This is a genomic window from Haloarcula sp. S1AR25-4 (genome assembly GCF_031624555.1).
GTDB lineage: Archaea > Halobacteriota > Halobacteria > Halobacteriales > Haloarculaceae > Haloarcula > Haloarcula pellucida.
In genome coordinates, this window is record NZ_JAMQOR010000002.1 from 51,775 (window position 1) to 68,616 (window position 16,842).

At 64.5% G+C, this 16,842-nt stretch carries 17 protein-coding genes and 1 tRNA gene; 9 read left to right on the forward strand and 9 right to left on the reverse strand.

Going from position 1 to position 16,842, the window contains the following annotated elements:
• Window positions 1-18: 18 nt before the first annotated feature.
• The 3 genes from NDI85_RS08905 to NDI85_RS08915 all read right to left on the reverse strand — a co-directional run bounded on the left by NDI85_RS08905 (window position 19) and on the right by NDI85_RS08915 (window position 2,397).
• Window positions 19-996 carry a hypothetical protein gene (locus tag NDI85_RS08905; protein ID WP_310915566.1) on the reverse strand — a complete coding sequence of 326 codons (978 nt, stop codon included), beginning with the start codon at window positions 994-996 and terminating at the stop codon, window positions 19-21.
• The gene (locus NDI85_RS08910; protein ID WP_310915567.1) at window positions 960-1,853 is read right to left on the reverse strand and encodes a hypothetical protein; all 894 of its coding nucleotides are present in this window, start codon (window positions 1,851-1,853) and stop codon (window positions 960-962) included. The genes NDI85_RS08905 and NDI85_RS08910 overlap by 37 nt, the downstream gene beginning before the upstream one ends.
• A gap of 472 nt (window positions 1,854-2,325) precedes the next feature.
• A tRNA-Ala gene (locus tag NDI85_RS08915) sits at window positions 2,326-2,397 on the reverse strand.
• Between the two features lie 246 nt (window positions 2,398-2,643).
• Between NDI85_RS08915 and NDI85_RS08920 the strand changes: the two genes are divergently transcribed.
• The 5 genes from NDI85_RS08920 to NDI85_RS08940 are packed head-to-tail and all read left to right on the forward strand — an operon-like array spanning window position 2,644 to window position 5,996.
• Window positions 2,644-3,180, forward strand: a complete 537-nt coding sequence (locus tag NDI85_RS08920; protein WP_310915568.1) for a hypothetical protein — start codon at window positions 2,644-2,646, stop codon at window positions 3,178-3,180.
• Between the two features lies 1 nt (window position 3,181).
• Window positions 3,182-3,769 carry a hypothetical protein gene (locus NDI85_RS08925; protein ID WP_188998318.1) on the forward strand — a complete coding sequence of 196 codons (588 nt, stop codon included), beginning with the start codon at window positions 3,182-3,184 and terminating at the stop codon, window positions 3,767-3,769.
• Window positions 3,757-4,812 (forward strand): hypothetical protein, encoded by a 1,056-nt coding sequence (locus NDI85_RS08930; RefSeq protein WP_188998321.1) that lies wholly within the window; start codon window positions 3,757-3,759, stop codon window positions 4,810-4,812. The genes NDI85_RS08925 and NDI85_RS08930 overlap by 13 nt, the downstream gene beginning before the upstream one ends.
• The gene (locus NDI85_RS08935) at window positions 4,805-5,248 is read left to right on the forward strand and encodes a hypothetical protein (RefSeq protein ID WP_310915569.1); all 444 of its coding nucleotides are present in this window, start codon (window positions 4,805-4,807) and stop codon (window positions 5,246-5,248) included. The genes NDI85_RS08930 and NDI85_RS08935 overlap by 8 nt, the downstream gene beginning before the upstream one ends.
• Window positions 5,241-5,996: a hypothetical protein gene (locus NDI85_RS08940; protein ID WP_310915570.1), complete on the forward strand. Its 756-nt coding sequence runs from the start codon at window positions 5,241-5,243 to the stop codon at window positions 5,994-5,996. Before NDI85_RS08935 ends, NDI85_RS08940 begins: the two co-directional genes overlap by 8 nt.
• On the opposite strand, the gene NDI85_RS08945 is transcribed toward NDI85_RS08940, so the two are convergent.
• From NDI85_RS08945 to NDI85_RS08955, 3 genes are all read right to left on the reverse strand, one after another.
• Window positions 5,997-7,841 carry a hypothetical protein gene (locus NDI85_RS08945; protein WP_310915571.1) on the reverse strand — a complete coding sequence of 615 codons (1,845 nt, stop codon included), beginning with the start codon at window positions 7,839-7,841 and terminating at the stop codon, window positions 5,997-5,999.
• Window positions 7,842-7,972: 131 nt separating this feature from the next.
• Window positions 7,973-9,682, reverse strand: coding sequence for a hypothetical protein (locus tag NDI85_RS08950; RefSeq protein WP_310915572.1), 1,710 nt, complete (start codon window positions 9,680-9,682; stop codon window positions 7,973-7,975).
• A 70-nt stretch (window positions 9,683-9,752) separates the two neighbouring features.
• Window positions 9,753-10,298 (reverse strand): DUF4382 domain-containing protein, encoded by a 546-nt coding sequence (locus NDI85_RS08955; RefSeq protein WP_310915573.1) that lies wholly within the window; start codon window positions 10,296-10,298, stop codon window positions 9,753-9,755.
• A gap of 227 nt (window positions 10,299-10,525) precedes the next feature.
• Between NDI85_RS08955 and NDI85_RS08960 the strand changes: the two genes are divergently transcribed.
• From NDI85_RS08960 to NDI85_RS08975, 4 genes are read left to right on the forward strand one after another with little or no spacing between them, the layout of a single operon-like run.
• Entirely contained in the window at window positions 10,526-10,996 is a 471-nt protein-coding gene (locus tag NDI85_RS08960; protein WP_166971356.1) for a 30S ribosomal protein S15, read from the forward strand.
• The gene (locus NDI85_RS08965) at window positions 10,996-12,114 is read left to right on the forward strand and encodes a hypothetical protein (RefSeq protein WP_310915574.1); all 1,119 of its coding nucleotides are present in this window, start codon (window positions 10,996-10,998) and stop codon (window positions 12,112-12,114) included. The genes NDI85_RS08960 and NDI85_RS08965 overlap by 1 nt, the downstream gene beginning before the upstream one ends.
• Window positions 12,111-12,350, forward strand: a complete 240-nt coding sequence (locus tag NDI85_RS08970) for a KEOPS complex subunit Pcc1 (RefSeq protein WP_310915575.1) — start codon at window positions 12,111-12,113, stop codon at window positions 12,348-12,350. The genes NDI85_RS08965 and NDI85_RS08970 overlap by 4 nt, the downstream gene beginning before the upstream one ends.
• Window positions 12,343-12,987, forward strand: coding sequence for a 30S ribosomal protein S3ae (locus NDI85_RS08975; protein WP_166971362.1), 645 nt, complete (start codon window positions 12,343-12,345; stop codon window positions 12,985-12,987). The genes NDI85_RS08970 and NDI85_RS08975 overlap by 8 nt, the downstream gene beginning before the upstream one ends.
• 21 nt (window positions 12,988-13,008) lie before the next feature.
• Here the strand turns inward: NDI85_RS08975 and NDI85_RS08980 are convergent, their stop codons facing one another.
• The 3 genes from NDI85_RS08980 to NDI85_RS08990 form a co-directional block, all read right to left on the reverse strand.
• Window positions 13,009-13,446 carry a plastocyanin/azurin family copper-binding protein gene (locus NDI85_RS08980; protein WP_188998338.1) on the reverse strand — a complete coding sequence of 146 codons (438 nt, stop codon included), beginning with the start codon at window positions 13,444-13,446 and terminating at the stop codon, window positions 13,009-13,011.
• 185 nt (window positions 13,447-13,631) lie between these two features.
• Entirely contained in the window at window positions 13,632-14,789 is a 1,158-nt protein-coding gene (locus tag NDI85_RS08985) for a 5-(carboxyamino)imidazole ribonucleotide synthase (RefSeq protein WP_310915576.1), read from the reverse strand.
• A 66-nt stretch (window positions 14,790-14,855) separates the two neighbouring features.
• Entirely contained in the window at window positions 14,856-16,793 is a 1,938-nt protein-coding gene (locus NDI85_RS08990) for a flippase activity-associated protein Agl23 (protein ID WP_188998343.1), read from the reverse strand.
• Between the last annotated feature and the right edge of the window lie 49 nt (window positions 16,794-16,842).

The following is a 16,842-nucleotide window of genomic DNA, read 5'->3' on the forward strand; positions in this document are numbered from 1 at the left end:
GTGTTTCCCGCTCGGAAGTCAGGACCACACATCAACTATCGGCGGGTCGTTCTCACTATTGACAACTAACTCATCGCAATCAGCAATACAGTCCTCGGCGGCCTCGAAGTCATGCGATCCGTCTCCTAACTCGCTACTCGGGAGGTCCCAGTACGCATACGCTCCGATATAGTCGACGATACACCGGAACGATACGTCTTCAGGCAACGTCGACTGTACCCGTGGCTGTTCCACGTCGGAAATCGCCCGCTCTATTGCGGCGTCGAGGTCATCGAGATCGTCCCAATGCCGCCGAGCGAGGTCGTCACGTATCTCGCGTTCGCTCGCGACTTTCGTCGAGTCAAGTGAACACCACCGGATGGCCTCACGCACATCTGGATCTTGCAGGTGGTCGTTCGGGTCGATTCCCTCGATGATCGACTGGGAGCAAGACCAGAACCGGCGGTTGGTCGCCCAGTACAGAGCGAGCTTCCATGTCGCCGCCTTGTCGACAAACGACTCGCGTTCTTCCTCGGACTCGACGAACGATTCGGTCGCGTCGAGTAAGGAACCGAACGTCGCACTCAGGTACTTCCCGAGGTACGCACCAGCGGTGGACTCCATCTCGTGACCGTCATCACCGAACTCGATTAGCTCATGTGAGCGGGTCCGTTCGCGGACCCACTCTTCTCCATGATCGTGGTCGCCGAACCGGTACCAGTCGACAAAGCCTTCGTCACTCTGGAACTCTGGTTCGAGGTCGTCGAGGTCGTCGCGGTACGTCAGCGGGTACACGTCTATGATTTCGCCTTGTCCGTAGTCGGCCCACTTCGCGGCCAGTTCAGGCTTATCGCACAGCCACGGCATTCCGTCTTCATCGCGGGTCGGCACATCGAAGAAAAGCACGTGCAGGTGTGGATAGCCCTTCTCGGTGAACTCCAGCGCCTTGATGTAGTTTGGTCGTTCCCGAGGTCGCCCGGTCACGTCATCATCGAGGTCGGGCCGCCAACCACGCACGTCGGAGTCACGTGTATCGTCTTTCGTCGACGGGTCCGAATCGAGATAAGACAGCAACCGGTTGAAGTTCGGGTTAATGCTGTCCACACCGTCGAGCAGGGACTTTGACGCTTCGGGTCGGTGGTGAACGTCGCCACTGCCGCGTTCTCTGCGTGTTCGTACGCCCATTCCAGCGCATCGTTGAAGCGGGCGAACTGTTTCGAGACACGGCCTTGGTCGTTGAATCGCGTCTTGTAGTCCTTTGTCATCCGCTGGGTAGACTCGCCACCACGGCGATCGACGAAGTGAACGTCAAACAGCAGGCGGTAGTCTTTGATGCGATTCAGGTAGGATGTAAAACCGTCTTTCAGCAATTCCCGCAGGTCATCGTCTACAGAATCAACCCGAGAGAGGTAGTTACGAAGGAACTCGCGGTCATAGGTTACGCCCTCTGTGTGGGCCGTTTGAGTAATGCCTTCTGTAATCAAGTCAAGAAGGCGGAGGGTTGGGGTCACCATCAGGACCCCTGAGGACCGTGATTTTCGCACGTAGGGGTCTTCGGGGGCTACGAGGTCGTCGACGAAGCGGTATGCAAACTGGTAGTCGGGGTCAGAGCCTTCGACACGCTCGCAGGCTTCGGGCGAGACACCTTTGACTGCGTACGAAACAACGTGAGAAAGCGGTGTACCCTCTGGATGCGCCGCAATGAACTTAGCGACGCGCACGCGATCTGTGTCACGTTCTGTGAGAGTTCCGTCGATGAGCTGACCGTGACCGAGTAGATCGCGCTCTTCCAGGAGGTCTGCCAGTACGGGAGTGTTACATCTATCGGCGAGGTCGAGCCCGCCCAGGTGTCCCGGCGGCTCGACGACGCTCATTCGGGACTGGTTGGGTGGGCATCGTCGACGTGCTGGCCCGGCGTGTCGCTGTTAGGATTCCCCTCACCCTCCGGGTTCGGGGGAGACGCTCGGGCTTCCGGGTCACCCCGCGAGGGGGTGCTGCCGGCTGGTCGAGTTGGTGCGGACGGTGATTGGCGCTCGATGGCTCGACGAACATCCTCGTCGGTCGCCTCCAGGAGGCGCGACGCGCGGACGAACTCGTCACGAGGATAGGGCCAATCAGTAGTAGGACGAGCGAGGTCGCGCTTACGCGACACAGCGACCACCTCCGAGAAATGTCGAAAGAGGACACTCCCTCAAAATAACCGCAGGACAGCGAGGGGTGCATCCGGATTCCGGGTGAACTCTCTTTCCAGAGGGAGATACGCAGAACCCCAATTCCGGTGAAATCGGAAAGAAGCGACTCGCTCTCCGTGTTGTAATTTCCCCGGCTACGCCGGTAAAATTTGAGTGGACTCGCCGGGATTTGAACCCGGGGCCTCTCCCATGCCAAGGGAGTGATCTACCCCTGATCTACGAGCCCTCGTTGCATCCAATCGTATCCGACGGGCTTTCTTAAACCCATCGAACCGAATCGAACGTGCGAGTCGCTGCCGTCCCGCACTCCCAGCCGGGACTGCCACAATGTACAAGAGCGTCGAGTGCGACAGTCCGTCAGACACCGCGTAGCGTGGGGCTGCGCGAGGCGACACATGTACGGCAAGGGAACTAGCACCGATAGGCTGGGTGGCCGTCAGTGGTACGGCTTCGAAGTGGGGCGGGGGAACTGATGCGCGGACAGACGACGCTCGACTTCGCCATCGGGATGAGTCTCTTTCTGGCGGTGCTCATCTTCGTCTTCCTGTTCATTCCCGGCCTGCTGTCTCCGTTCACGGCGGGGGCACAGGACGAGACGGTCACCACCAACCGGGTCGCAGACCAGTTGACGAAGTCGACGCTCGGCGGGCCCGACCAGCCGTACACCATCGACCGGTTCTGTACCGTCGAGTTCTTCGATGGGAACGGGCCGGGCCGCTGTGTGTTCGACGACGAGTCGCTAAGCGAGCAGTTGGGACTGGACGCGAATCGGCAGCACGTCAACGTCACCATCCGTGGGAACGTGACGAAACAGCCGAGCGAACGAGAGGAGATTCTGTGTTGGGATGTCTCGGACGAACGGTTACTGGAGCAGTCAGACTGTGTGGGGAGCGATGTCCGACTCGCCCGCGGCGACACGCCGCCGTCGACGAACGACGAGACGGTGACCGCACTGCGGGTCGTCTCGCTGAACTTGGAGGACGTCACCCTCTACGTGGAGATGTGGTAACATGCGCGGGCAAGCACACACGCTGGAGGCAGTCGTCGCCGGACTGATGTTGCTGTCGAGTCTCGTCTTCGCGTTGCAGATGACGGCGGTGACGCCGCTGTCTGCGAGTACGTCGAGCCAGCACATCGAAAACCAGCAGCAGGCGACGGGGAGTGGCGTGCTGGCGGCGGCGGCACAGAACGACTCGCTCAAGCCCGCCGTCCTCTACTGGAACAACACCTCAGAGCAGTTCCACGGCACGAACGAGAACTTAGGCTACTATACGAGTGGGCCACCGAACAACACGCTGGGTCAGATGCTCAACCGGTCGTTCGACAGGCGAGGCATCGCCTACAACGTCTACTTCTGGTTCCAGAACGAGGACGGCGACGTCATCAGTCGACGGTACATCTACAGCGGCGTCCCGAGCGACAACGCCGTCGGCGCGAGCCACACGATAACGCTGATGGACCACGATCACCTGTACGACGCCAACGAGACGAGGAACGCGACGGTCATACGGGACGACAGGGACACGTATCCGATACCGAACCTTCCCTCTAACGTCTACAACACGGTCCGTGTGGAGGTGATCGCGTGGCGGATCTAAACCGCGACGACCGGGGGCAGATAATCCTCATCGCGGCGTTCGCGCTCGCGGTGACGTTCGTCGCGCTGGCGCTCATCGTCAACTCCGCCATCTTCACCGAGAACCTCGCGAGTCGGGGCGAGACGGCGGGCAGCGACGACGCGCTGGCGATGCGGGCGATGGTCGAGACCAACGCCGGCTACGCGCTGGACGACGCCAACCGATACAACTACAGCACCGACAGCGTCCGTGACGAGGCCATCACGTTCGCTGTCAACAACACGAGCATGCAGACAGAGCAACAGCAGGCGATGACCGGCACGCTGGTGAACGTCTCGTACAGACCCGGCGACCCCGGCGCCAACGTCGACGGGCGGCGCATCGCCCAGAATAGTTCGACCGGCGACGACTTCACGTCCACATCGGGGAGTGCGAACTACGTGGTCGCTGAGGACGTCACGCGGTCCGGGATAGCCGGCGAGAATGCTACGCGCGCGTTCGTCATCAATGCGAGCGAGATAGACGGATCGAACAACGCCACGTCGTTCGAGATAGAGGTCAGGGATGACTCACTCGCAGCGAGCGGCAACACGAACACATGGCAGATGCACATCTGGAACCCGACCGGCGATGTCGTCCGTGTCGTCGTCGTCAAGAATGACGGCGGGTCGGTAACCAGGGAGGCCTGTGAGGTGACGAAAAAACACAGTTTCGTCCGCATCGACGTGACAGGCGGTACCGTGGCCGCCGAGCCATGTGACGCGCTCGGAATCACCTCGAGCGGTGAGAATATGCACTTCGCCGCTGGGGCGCCCGACGGCCCCATCGAGGACTACAAGATTCGGTTCAAGAACGCGACGGCGATGCACGGCAACTACTCGATGGTCGTCCGCGGGTCGAGCCTGCTCAACACCAACGTCGACGAGGGAGCGCTCGGTATCACACCGGGCGACCCCTACTGGACCGACGCATACTACGAGATTACCGTCGAGTACAGCTACGATACACCGAACCTGCGGTACGTGACGGACATCAGGGTCGCACCGGGTGAGCCAGATGCATAATCGCGCCGTCTCGACGACGCTGTCGTACACGCTGACACTGTCGATATCGGCGTTGCTGATAACCGGCCTCCTCGTCGCCGGCACCGACTACGTCAACGACCGACGGGAACAGGTCGTCCGTGAGGAACTCACCATCATCGGACATCAGGTGGCGTCTGATCTCTCACGGGCCGACCGGTTGGTCCGGGCCGGACAGAGTCCGACGGTCCGGATGAACCAGACGTTCCCGGACCGCGTCTCGGGCAGTAGCTACGACGTCGCAGTCGAGAATCAGGAGACGCTCGTCCTGACGTCGACCGAGCCCGAGGTGTCTGTCACGGTCAGTCTGGAGGTCAAGACGGACCTCAGGTCCGGGTCGACGGCCGACGGTGGCGTCGTCCAGATCTGGTACGACAAAGGTCCAAGCCCGAGTGAACTGGTGATAACCGATGTCTGATCGCGCCGTGAGCGAGGTGCTGAGCTTCACGCTGGTCTTTACGCTCATCGTCGCCTCTATCGCGCTCATCTCGGTGGGCGGCCTCGGGAGCCTGCAAGACGTTCGCGACGTCGAGCAACTGGAGAGCGCAGAGCGCGCCTTCGACGTGCTCGCGGACAACGTCGCGGACATCCACCAGCGCGGTGCGCCGAGTCGCGCGACCGAGATCAGCCTCGGCGAGTCCCAGCTTCGAACCGGCGACAACGTGACGATGGAAGTGAAACTCGATGGTGGTAGTGGCGGGCTACCGACGACCTTAACGAAAGATATCCGACCGGTCGTCTACGAGGGCAACGACGACCGGAAAATCGTCTACGAGGCCGGTGCCGTGTTCCGGACGAACCGCGACGGCGGCGTGGTCGTCCGCGAACCGCCACTCGTCGTCGACGAGAAACGGATGCTCGTGACGGTAGTGGGCGTCAACCGACCCAACGTCCAGAGTCTCAGCGGGTCGACGGTACTCGTCCGGATGAACCACCGCGGTTCGAACGTCTTCTACCGGAACCGGTCTGCCGACGTCGACAGCGTCCAGATCACGATGAGTTCGACGCCGCGAGCGTCGCTCTGGGCCGAGGTGTACAAGGAGTACGGATTCTCCTGTTCCAGCGTTCCACCGGGCGGGACGAACGTGCAGTGTACGTACAATCCGGGCAACATCGACCGCGTCTACGTCGTCTATCACGACATCAGGGTCAACATCGATACGTGATCAGGTGCTGGTGACGTTGACCTGATTGACCGACGCGTGAATGTACGTGACCTTCACGACGGAGTCGTCCCGCGAGAGGATGTTCTGGGTCCGTAGCGCCTCGTCGTAGTGGATGCCGCCCTTTCCGCTGTTTTCGATGGTGGTCTGGCCGGTGAGGATACCGCCGTAGACGAGGCCGCCGTCGATAGTCACGCTGCCGGTGCCAGTGACGCCCGGGGGCGCGTAGATGACGCCGACGTACTTCGCCGGGTGAGAACTACTCCCGCCACCGATTGTCACGGTCAGGTTGTCGCGACCGTAGGCGCGGAACTGCGGTGCGTCGTCACCGAGGTTCGTCACCGCGGCGTCGTCGTCTAAGAAGACGTGGTCCGTGTGTCCGCCGGTCCCGCCGACGTAGAGGCTGACGGTGCCCGGACCTTCGACCTCGATGGTCGCACCGTCGCCCAGTTCGACGTTCTCCTGCACCGCGAGGACGATGTCGCCGCCCGTCGTATCGAGCGTCAGCGTGTCGCCGGACGCGACGGTCAGGTCTGTGAGGTAGTACGTCCCGTCCTCCAGTTCCGCGGTGCCGGAGGTGTAATCGATGCTCGCGCCGTCTGCCGGCGTCCCGGCGTTGTCGTTGTCGCTGGCGGCCGTTTCGAGTCGGTCGCGGACGATGCCGTTTATCGCTGCGGCCTGGTCGACGCCGCTGATCTGCTTGACGCCCCCGTCGGGGTCGACGATGCGACTCTGGCAGTCGCTTACGCTGGGACTGCAGTTGTCCGTGTAGCTGATGTTCCCGTCGACGTCCGGTTTCCCGGCCCCGTTCCCGACGACGACGCTCCGACCGGAGACGAGGTCACCGTTGAAGTCCTCGCCGGCGGCGCCACCGCTGATATCGATGTTCCGACCGTAGACGACGTCCCCGTCGTCCCCGAGGTTCCCGTTGCTCGCTTGCGTACAGTAGTCGTTGGTCGTGCCACTGGAGTTGTAGCTGTCCGTGTAGACGTCGGTCGCGGCCCCACAGGTGTCGTTGTGCGTCGCACCCCCGTTGACGGTGAACCCCCCACTCGCCGAGAGGCTAGACGTCGCGGAGGTGAGCCGCTGCTTGTCGACGGGGGCGACCAGTTCCGCGGTGACGACGTTGTTCGCGTGTTCGTACTCAACGTCGCCGTCTGTTCGCGTCTCGAAGAACGCCCCCCACGCACGGTAGTATCGACTCCTGACCGTGACGGTGACGCGGCCGTTGTTCAGCGGGTTCTGGAACTGGGTGTTGAGTTTCTTGTTCGGAAAGTACCGCGTGGTGTTGTTGTGGGTGACGACCGCCTTCCCGTCGAGCGACGACTCGCCCTGTACGGTCACGAGCGGGAGCGTCAGCGTCGCGTTCCGGTAGTGGAACTCCGGTGGCGAGATCATCACCGAGCGGTCGCCGCGACCTGACTGCCAGACGCCGCCGCCCTGATACGCTATCGTCCGGTCGGTCTCACTCTCGTAGACGACGGCGCCCATCGTCTCGTTGTAGATCGTGGTCTGGGTGCCCGTCGTCGTGTTCTCGTACGAGAGGTTCATCCACCCAGCGCCCTCCTCGACGCGGTACTGCTGGCTGCCGCGCTCCGAGAGGCTGACCTGCTGGACGCCGGACTGGCCCAGTGCGACGAGGGCCGTCCGGGAGTCCAGTTCGGTCATCGCCTTCTGTGTCCGTTCTGTGCCGAGTTCCGACTGCGTGCCGGTGATTGCGCCAGCACTGAGCGCGACCACCGTCGTCGTCGCGACGATCATCACGGCGAGCATCAGTGCCACCCCGAGTGGCGCAGACTGCGCGCGTTGGCGCCGCTGGCCATCCTCGGAGTCGATTGGCGATCGCATTGCGACGACTTAGATATCATCCGTGATAAGCACGATGGCCGATTGGTGAGAACTGATAGCTTCATCGGAGCGACCGCCTACGGTGAGAGTATCGTCGGAGAAACCGAACTGTCACTCCCGCACGGCGCTGATTACGACGCCGTGACGTTGACTCGGTTGACCGAGACGTGGAGGTAGGTCAGTGCAGGTATCGTTCGCGCGTTCTGGACGCTCTGGACGTTCGTCAGCGCTTCGTCGTAGTGGACGCCGTAGTTGTTGCTGATGAACGAGACGTCGCCGACGATACCGCCATAGACGTGTGCATTGTTGTCGAGCGTCGCAGACGTCCCGGGATTGGCACCGTCCCCCGGACCGTACAGGACTCCGACGAAGACGGCGTTGTTGTCGAACGTGGCGCTCGCGCCGGGGTTCGTGTACACCCAGAAGTTCGGGGCCTCGTCACCGGTAACGGAGTTGTAGGCGTTCTGCCCGTAAGTCACGTCGCCTTCGACGTAGAGGTTGACGCGGTTGCCACCGACGACTTCGATGTTCGCGTTGTTCGGAAGGGTGACGTCGCCATCAACGACGATATTCACTGGCCCACCGCTGCTGTCGATTCGGAGGGTCCCCGGAACGTTCATATAATCTAGGTAATACGTCCCGGCAGTCACCTCACAGGTCGACCCGCAGTTCTCCAGCGTGTTCGTGCTCTCGTCGATGTCCACGCTCGGGTCGTCGTTGTCGTTCTCGCTACTGTCGTCGGCGCCGACTCGCCGATTGTCGATGAGCAGTTCCACGGAGTCCGGCGAGGTGACGGACGCGTTCTGTTCGTCCCAGCCGTCGACGCCGCCCGGATACCCCCCTCCAGAGGCCGTCCCGCCGTACGAGAGGTTGCCACGAATCTCACCGTTGTTGGCGATATCGACGTCACCGCCAGCCTCCAGACTCCCCTTGATCACGGCGTTGTTCTCGACGTCGACGTCGCCGGCAGCGATGATTCGGGTCTCCTCTGCTACCGTCGCACTGTAGTCGCCGTTCGAGGAGTTGTAGCTGTCTGCCTCGGCGTTGTTCTTGATGGTCATCGACGTGCCGGGCGCCCCCGAGACGATACCGCCGGCGACTGGGGGGTTCGTCGCTGGAACAGAGAGGGTAAGCGTCACCTCCTCGTTCACGTGGTCGTACGCCACCCCGCCGTCCGTCCGCTCCTCGAAATAGTCGCCCCACGCTCGATAGTACTCGCTCTGGACGACGACGTTGACGCGACCGCTCTGTAGGGGATTCGTCCGACCGAGCGTCGTGTTCGGATAGGCCTGCATCGACCCGTTGTCGGTGACGGTGGCCTGCCCACTGAGCGACGAATCGCCGGAGACCGTCACTAGCGGAAGCGTCAGCGTGGCGTTCCGATAGTGCAGTTCAGGTGGCGAGACCATCACTCCCTGCCCGTCCGCGTTCGTCCGCCAGACGCCACCACCCTGATACGCGACCCTCGTTCCGCCCTCACCTTCGTAGACGACTTTGCCCATCTCCTGTTCGATGATGGGCGTCGCGACGCCGTCGACTTCGACACGTATCTCCCCGCCGTCGGTCCCATCGACCACCCGATATCTGTTCGACCCAACCGCCGAGAGGTCGACTCGCTGGACCTCCGACTGACCGAGCGCGACGAGCGCGGCTTGTGAGTCCAGTTGCGTCAGTACTTTATTGGTCCGCTCGGTGTCCAGTTGGCTCTGCGTACTCGCGATGGCGTCGGCACCCAGCGCGACGACAGCCGTCGTCGAGACGATCATGACCGCGAGGACGAGTACGACTCCCAACGGCGCACTCTGCCCCCGAGACCCGACGCTGCCACCCCTTCCCGGCATGGTTTATTACAGTTGCTTCTGACATAATACTCTTGGCGTGGTATCGAACACTGAATGTGGCTCGGTACCGTTACTCACCGTAGCTGACGGTAGTCTCCTCGGCGACTGGCTTGAGTACGTACCGGCCGGTCCCGCCCCGAGCCACCGGCGTGAAGTCCGCAGTAAAGCGCGTCGTCCGGCCGGTGCGAATCTCGAACGACTGCGGGAACTTCAGGCGGGCGTTCCCGGGCGTCGTGACCATCGCCATGCCGCCGTCCGCGAGCGACGCTTCGACGGTCGAGATACCGAGTTTGAGGTAGGCGTACTCCTCGGTTCGGAGCTCTACTGTCTCGGCGAGTGTGGCCGCCTCGCCGGTCAGGTCGACGAGGTCGAGGGTGACGCCGCTGACGCTGAAGGTCAGTTCGTCGCCGTCGTGGTCTGCCGTCCCGGTGGCCGACGCCGCCGGCAGGACGCGAATCTCGTCGACGGAGACGACACAGGACTCGAAATCGCCGATGTCGCCGGGCTGGTCACTGACGTACGTGGCGAGCGTCCCCGTCGGCCCGTCGCTGGCACACCCGGCGACGACGGCGCCGGTGACCGCGACGCCGCTTTGCAGGAACGCACGCCTATCCATGCACCCACCGTGGATGTACCAGTACAAATGTCTACTGGCCACGGAGACGAGATGGAAACGGTTTAGTCGCGTGACCGACGACGCCTCTACGGGAACAGCACGACCGCAAATCTGACACGCCGTGGGCTTCCACGGCTCGGGATTGCGGCCGTGTTTGGCATCGTCCGATGCCGATACGCCTCGCTACCGGCAGCGACGAGCGGTTCGTGCGGTTCCAATCGACAACAATGGCACGAATGCACACACGCCGTCGCGGCTCGTCCGACTCGGACAAGCCCGCGGCAGACGAACCCCCGGAGTGGAGCGACGTCGACGACGACGCCGTCGAAGCGCGCGTCGTCGAACTCGCAGAGCAGGGTCACTCGCCCAGCGAAATCGGTCTCAAACTACGCGACGAAGGTGTTCAGGGCACGCCCGTCCCGAACGTCAAACTCGCGACCGGTAAGAAGGTCACCGAGATTCTCGAGGAGAACGACGCCGACGGCGACGTCCCCGAGGACCTCCGGAACCTGATGGAGCGCGCAGTGCGTCTGCGCGACCACATGGACGAGAACCCCGGCGACCACCAGAACAAGCGTGCACTCCAGAACACGCAGTCGAAGATTCGCCGACTCGTCGACTACTACCGCGGTGACGAACTCGACGAGGACTTCACCTACAGCTACGACAAGGCCGTCGCGCTGCTCTACGAAGACTGATGTCGACCACCGGTCGGGAACAGCCGCCAGCCCCCGCCCCCAGTGACGTCGCCGCGTCGCTCGGCGCCGCCGACTTCGTTCGGCTCGTCAGCGACGCGACCGGCGCTTCGCTGGCCGCGACGGGCGTACTGGCACGGGCACTCGACGCCGCCGGAACGCCGTTCCAGGCGAGCGTCGTCGCCCCCTTCGCCGACCCCGACCGGACGACGGAGGCCGACGCGACAGTCGCCCTCGGTCGCTCGCTCCCGACTGCCGACCACACGCTGGCCGACCGGCCGACCGCGGCCGCCTTCGAGGTGGCGCGCGAACTCGGCACCGCGACCAGTCCGACCCTCGCGCTCGCCGGCACGATCGCTGGCGGCGACGTGGACGGGTCGGTCGAGAGCGCCGCCGAACAGGCGGGCCTCGACCGCCGCCCCGGACTCGCGGTACCGGTCGCGGACCTCGCCGACGGACTGGCCCACTCGACGCTGCTTTCGGGCCCCTTCTCGGGGGACGAGGAGCAGGCACGAGCGACGCTGGCCGAACTGGCCCTGCCCGCCGACCCGACCGACGACGACCACCGGCGCGTCGCGTCGCTGGTCGCACTGTCGGTCACCGGCGTGGACGACGCGCCGCCGCGGGCCGCCGACGCCCTCGGTCGCGTCCTCCACCCCTACGTGGGCGGGCCGTTCGAGACGATCGGCGGCTACGCCGACGTGTTAGACGCCGTTGCCCGGGAGCGACCGGGAACGGGCGTCGCACTCGCGCTCGGGCACGACAGCGTCCGCGAGGACGCCCTCTCGGCGTGGCGAACCCACGCCCGCCGGGCCCACGCCGCCGTCGACGACGCGACGACCGGCCGATACGACGGCCTGTTCGTCGCCCGCGGCGATCAGATGCCGGTCGGCACCGTCGCCCGTCTCGTGGCCGACTTCCGCGCGCCCGAACCCGTGACGCTCGTCGTCACGGACGGCGAAGCCGCCGCCCGCGCCACCGACGGCCGGGACGTGGCCGCGGCGATGCGGGCCGCCGCCGACGCCGTCGACGGCGAGGCGGTTGGGCACGGTACCCGCGCCAGCGCGAGATTCGACGTGCCGACCGCGGACCTCATCGAAGCGTTCAGGGAGGCACTATGAGACGGGCCGAGATCCGCACGACACACGGCTCGCCAGCCCGCGCGGCACGCATCGCGGCCGCACTCCGGCCGGACAACACCGACGAGATGACCACCCGCGTCGAAGACGACGCCGTGGTCACCACCGTCGAGCGCGACTCGACGGGCGGGTTGCAGTCGACCGTCGACGACTACGTCGTCAACCTCCGGGTCGCAGCACAGCTATCCGACCAATCCATACAATCCAACCATGAGTGAACGAAGCGTCTCAAAGCGCAAACAGCAAAAGCGGTGGTACACCGTGCAGGCTCCCGAACAGTTCGACCGGGAGGTTCTCGGTGAGACACCCGCAGACGAACCGGACCAGGTGCTCGGTCGCACCATCGAAACGACGCTGGGCGAACTGAACAAGGACGCCAGCGAGAACAACACGAAGCTGACCTTCAAGATCAACGAGGTCGCCAGCGACTCCGCGTACACGGAGTTCGTCAAGCACGAGCTAACGCGGGACTACCTGCGCTCGCTCGTCCGCCGCGGCTCCTCGAAGGTCGAGGCCTTCATCACCGTGCTGACGACGGACGACTACCGCGTCCAGATTCAGCCGGTCGCCGTCACGACGAAGAAGGCCGACGCCTCCCAGGAGAAAGCCATCCGCCGCACGATGATCGACCTCGTCGAGGAGACCGCGAAGGACCGCACCTTCGAGGAACTCGTCGACAGCGTCGTCGAGGGGCGTCTCTCCTCGGCCATCTACGGCGAGGCCAAGGAGATCTACCCCCTCCGCCGCGTCGAGATCCAGAAGACCACCCTCGAGGCTCGCCCCGAGGAAGTCGCCGCCGAAGAGGAGACGGCCGTCGACGTCGACGAGGAAGACGTCGAAGTCGAAGAAGCCTAACTCCGTTCGGCACATAGCCGACTATTCTTCGGTCGTTTCCGGGTCGTCAGTGACGACTACGGTGCCGACCATCCCGCCGCGTTCGTGCGGGATGCAAAAGTACGGGTACTCGCCGCGCACCTCGAACGTGTGTTCGAAGGACTGTCCCTCGAACAGCGTCCCGTCCGAACTGTTCCCCCACGCGTCTCGGGCGGCCTGTTCCGACTCGAACCCGCCCGAGGCGAAGAAGTCGGCGCCCTCGGGGAGGGTGTCCTCGTAGGCGGTGACGGTGTGGCCCTGTTTGCTCGTGTTGAGCCACGTCACGGTGGTGCCCGGTTCGACCCGCAGTTCCTGTGGCCGGAACACCTTCGCGCCCATCCCGACGTCGTAGTCGGTGTTGGCGCTCCTACCACCGATACACCCGGCCAGACCGACTGCCGTGGTCGGCCCGACTGCCCGGAGAAATGCTCGTCGGTCCATAGCCTCGCTCGGTACCGGACGGACAAAGACGACTCGGTTCGGTACGAGTGAGCGAGAGTGAGTAGCGGGCCGTGAGCGGGGCGCCGCTGTCGAGGGGCGAGTTCTCATACTGGTGGCTGTAACAAACTGAAGTAATTCGCCACCCCGGGGCGGCGAATATCGTTACGAACGTACAGCCACCAGTATCAGTCCCGGAACGTGAGTCCGTCGCGCAACTCGCGGACGTCGGCGAGCAACTCGTCGACGTCGCGCTCGCCGTCACCGGGCATCGTGACGTGGCCCATCTTCCGCAACTCGTACACCTCGTGCTTGCCGTACCAGTGGAGGTGCGCTCGGTCAGTGTCGAACACGGCGTCGTCGCCGTACAGCACCGCTGGTTGACGCTCGTCGACGTCGCCCAGAATGTTCGTCGAGACGGTGGGGTCGCGCTGCTCGGTCGTTCCCAGCGGCATCCCCAGCACCGCCCGGACGTGCTGTTCGAACTGCGAGGTGTGACAGCCCTCGATAGTCCAGTGGCCGGAGTTGTGCGGCCGCGGGGCGATTTCGTTCAGGAGAATCTCGTCGTCGGCCGTCTGGAACAGTTCGATGCCGAAGACGCCGCGGCCGTCCATCACGTCTAAGACGTCCAGCGCCACCTCGCGGGCGCGGTCACGGACCGCTTCGCTCGCGCGGGCCGGCGCGACGCTCTCGCGGAGGATCTCTTCTTCGTGGATGGTCTCGGTGACCGGGAACGTGTCGCGTTCGCCGTCGCCGCGACAACCCATCACGGCCAGTTCACGCTCGAAGTCGACCATCTCTTCGACCATCGCCGGGCCGGCGACGTCGTCGACGGCCGCCTCGACGTCTTCGGGACCGGAGACCGGGACGTTCCCGCGCCCGTCGTAGCCGCCAGTGCGGGCCTTCAGCATCGCGGGGTAGCCGAGTTCCTCGCAGGCCTCGCGCAAGTCCTCGGCCGTCTCGACGGCGCGGAACGCCGGGACCGGAACCCCGGCCTCGGAGAGCCGCCGTTTCTGGACGAGTTTGTCCTCGATGGTCCGGAGCGTCTCGGGATCGGGGTGGACCGGCGTCCCCGTCTCCTCGGCGACTCGTTCGAGGACGTCGGGGTCGGCCAGCTCTATCTCGTAGGTGAGGACGTCCGCGCGCTCGGCCAGTCGGCGGAACGTCTCCTCGTCGTCGAAGTCGCCGACCAACTGGTCGCGGACGACCGGCGTGGCCGGACAGTCCGGCGTCGGGTCGGCGACGACCAGTTCGACGCCCAGCGGCGCGGCCGCCTCTCCCATCATGCGTCCGAGTTGCCCACCGCCGACCACACCGACGGTCGGGCCGGGCGACGTACGTGTCATGTGCCGCGCTTTCGCTGGCGAGCGCTTAAGCGTTGATTTCTGGGCCGACGAGAGCGACGGTCGGCCTCACTCGACCGTCGCGTTGTCCGCGTACTCCTCGTGTGTCCAGACGGTGAAAGTGTTCTTGTAGCCGCTGGTGCGCATCATGTAGCTCTCGTTCGTGTAGCCCGCCGACCGCAGGCGCTCTCTGGGCACCGTCGAGTCGTACACCTGCGTGATGACGATAGGTGGCTGATTCTGCATCGCTCGCACGCCGAGCGCCGTCTCCTGGTTCTCACAGGCGACGTTCGCGTCGCTGGCCGCGAAGTACCACGGTAGCGGGAGCGTGTTGTGCCACTCCAGACAGGTCGGCTGGAGGTTCCACCACGCGTCGTCCCACGTGTCCCTGCTCTCCTCGACGTAGGCGTTGTTGTCGTCGTAGGCGTCGCCCGACTCGCCGTGGTAGACGACGACGTCGGGGCCGCCGTCGTGGGCCGTCGCGACGCGGTCCATCTCGGTCAGTGCCTGTCTGACAGACTGGTCTGGCTGGGCGAACTGGACGAGTTCGTTGCTGTCGGCGGTCGTGTTGGTGTAGACGCGGGTGACGGCGACGTTGGCGACGAGCACCGTCAACAGGAGGAAGACGACGGCCGCGATGGCGACGCCCGTCTCGTCGTCGGTCGACAGCGACTCGACCCCCCAGCGGAACACCGCCGCGAGGGCGACGCCCGCCGGGACAGCAAGCGGGACGACGGCGTGGGTGACGATCCACGGTGCGCCGATGTCGGTTCCCAGCGGGTAGCCGAAGATGGAGACGAACCCGCCGTAGAAGAGGAACGGGACGAGGTGGCGCGGTGCGGTGTACCCCAGTCGGTCGAGGACGTAGCCGAGGCCGGCAAAGGCCGTCAGCGGAGCCGAGGCGTACGCCATCGCCTTGACGAACACGCCGAGGTGGCGCTCGTAGTCGTCGAGGGTCTTCTCGGAGGCGGGGTTGAGCCACTCGCCCCACTGGTTCACGACGCGGTCGACGGTCGTCTGGAGCATCTCGCCGAACAGCGCCGGGTTGGTCACGCCCTCCCAGAAGCCGACGGAGCCAGCCGACGGCGGGGCGGGCGGGTGCTGGATACCGGCGACGCCGGCACCGCGTGGCGCGTAGAAGAACAGCGAGACGGCGGCGAACAGTACGACGCCGAGGGCGACGTGGCCGACGTAGATGCCGAACACGCCGAGGGGGCTGTCGTGGCGGGCGCGGAACGACCGGACAGTCTCCACGACGAGGGCGATATCGCCTCTCACGCGGCCGACGACCCGGTCCCGAATCTCGCCCGCCGAGGGCGTGTCGGTGACGAACAGGACGGCGTCGCGGAACCCGTTCGGGAGGACGAGCACCTTCGCGAGCAAGAGCCCCGTCGCGCCGAGCCACGTCAGCACGTAGACGAGGGCGTTCTCCTTCGAGGCGAACCCGAGTGCCATGAAGAAGGCGACGGCGTAGAGGTAGCGCGGTTTGCGGGTGTCGTAGAAGCGGACGAGAAAGCCGAACGCGGCGAACATGAACGCGGCGACGAGGACGTCGCTCCGCATGAACCGCGAGTAGTACAGCAACACCGGGTTGACCGCGAGCAAGAGCGCGACGGCGACGACTTCCGTCCGGCGGAGATGCCGGCGGAACAGGAGCGCGATGAGTGGCATGAGGCCGCCGATGACCGCAACGGGGAGGCGCATCGCGAAGTCGGAGGGGCCGATAACGGCGAACAGCCACCGGTCGACGTGTTGGATGAACGGTCCGTGGATGATGTACCGGTAGGCGAACGACCCGGTGTCGCCGAAGTGCCATGCCCAGTAGGCGACCCGGCCCTCGTCGAAGTGGGCGACGCGCTGTCCGAGCGAGACCAATCGCAAGACGAGCGCGAGGAGCGTGACGCCGACGACGAGTTTGATCGTCGCGTATTCGTCGGATCGTGCCCACGAACTGACGCGGCGGCGCGTGTTCTTGAGGACGGGCAGTACACCGCTCGACGTAGCCATATGGTGGTGGCAAGCAGGGGCAGGATTAGAACCCTTCTGGTTCGCCGTG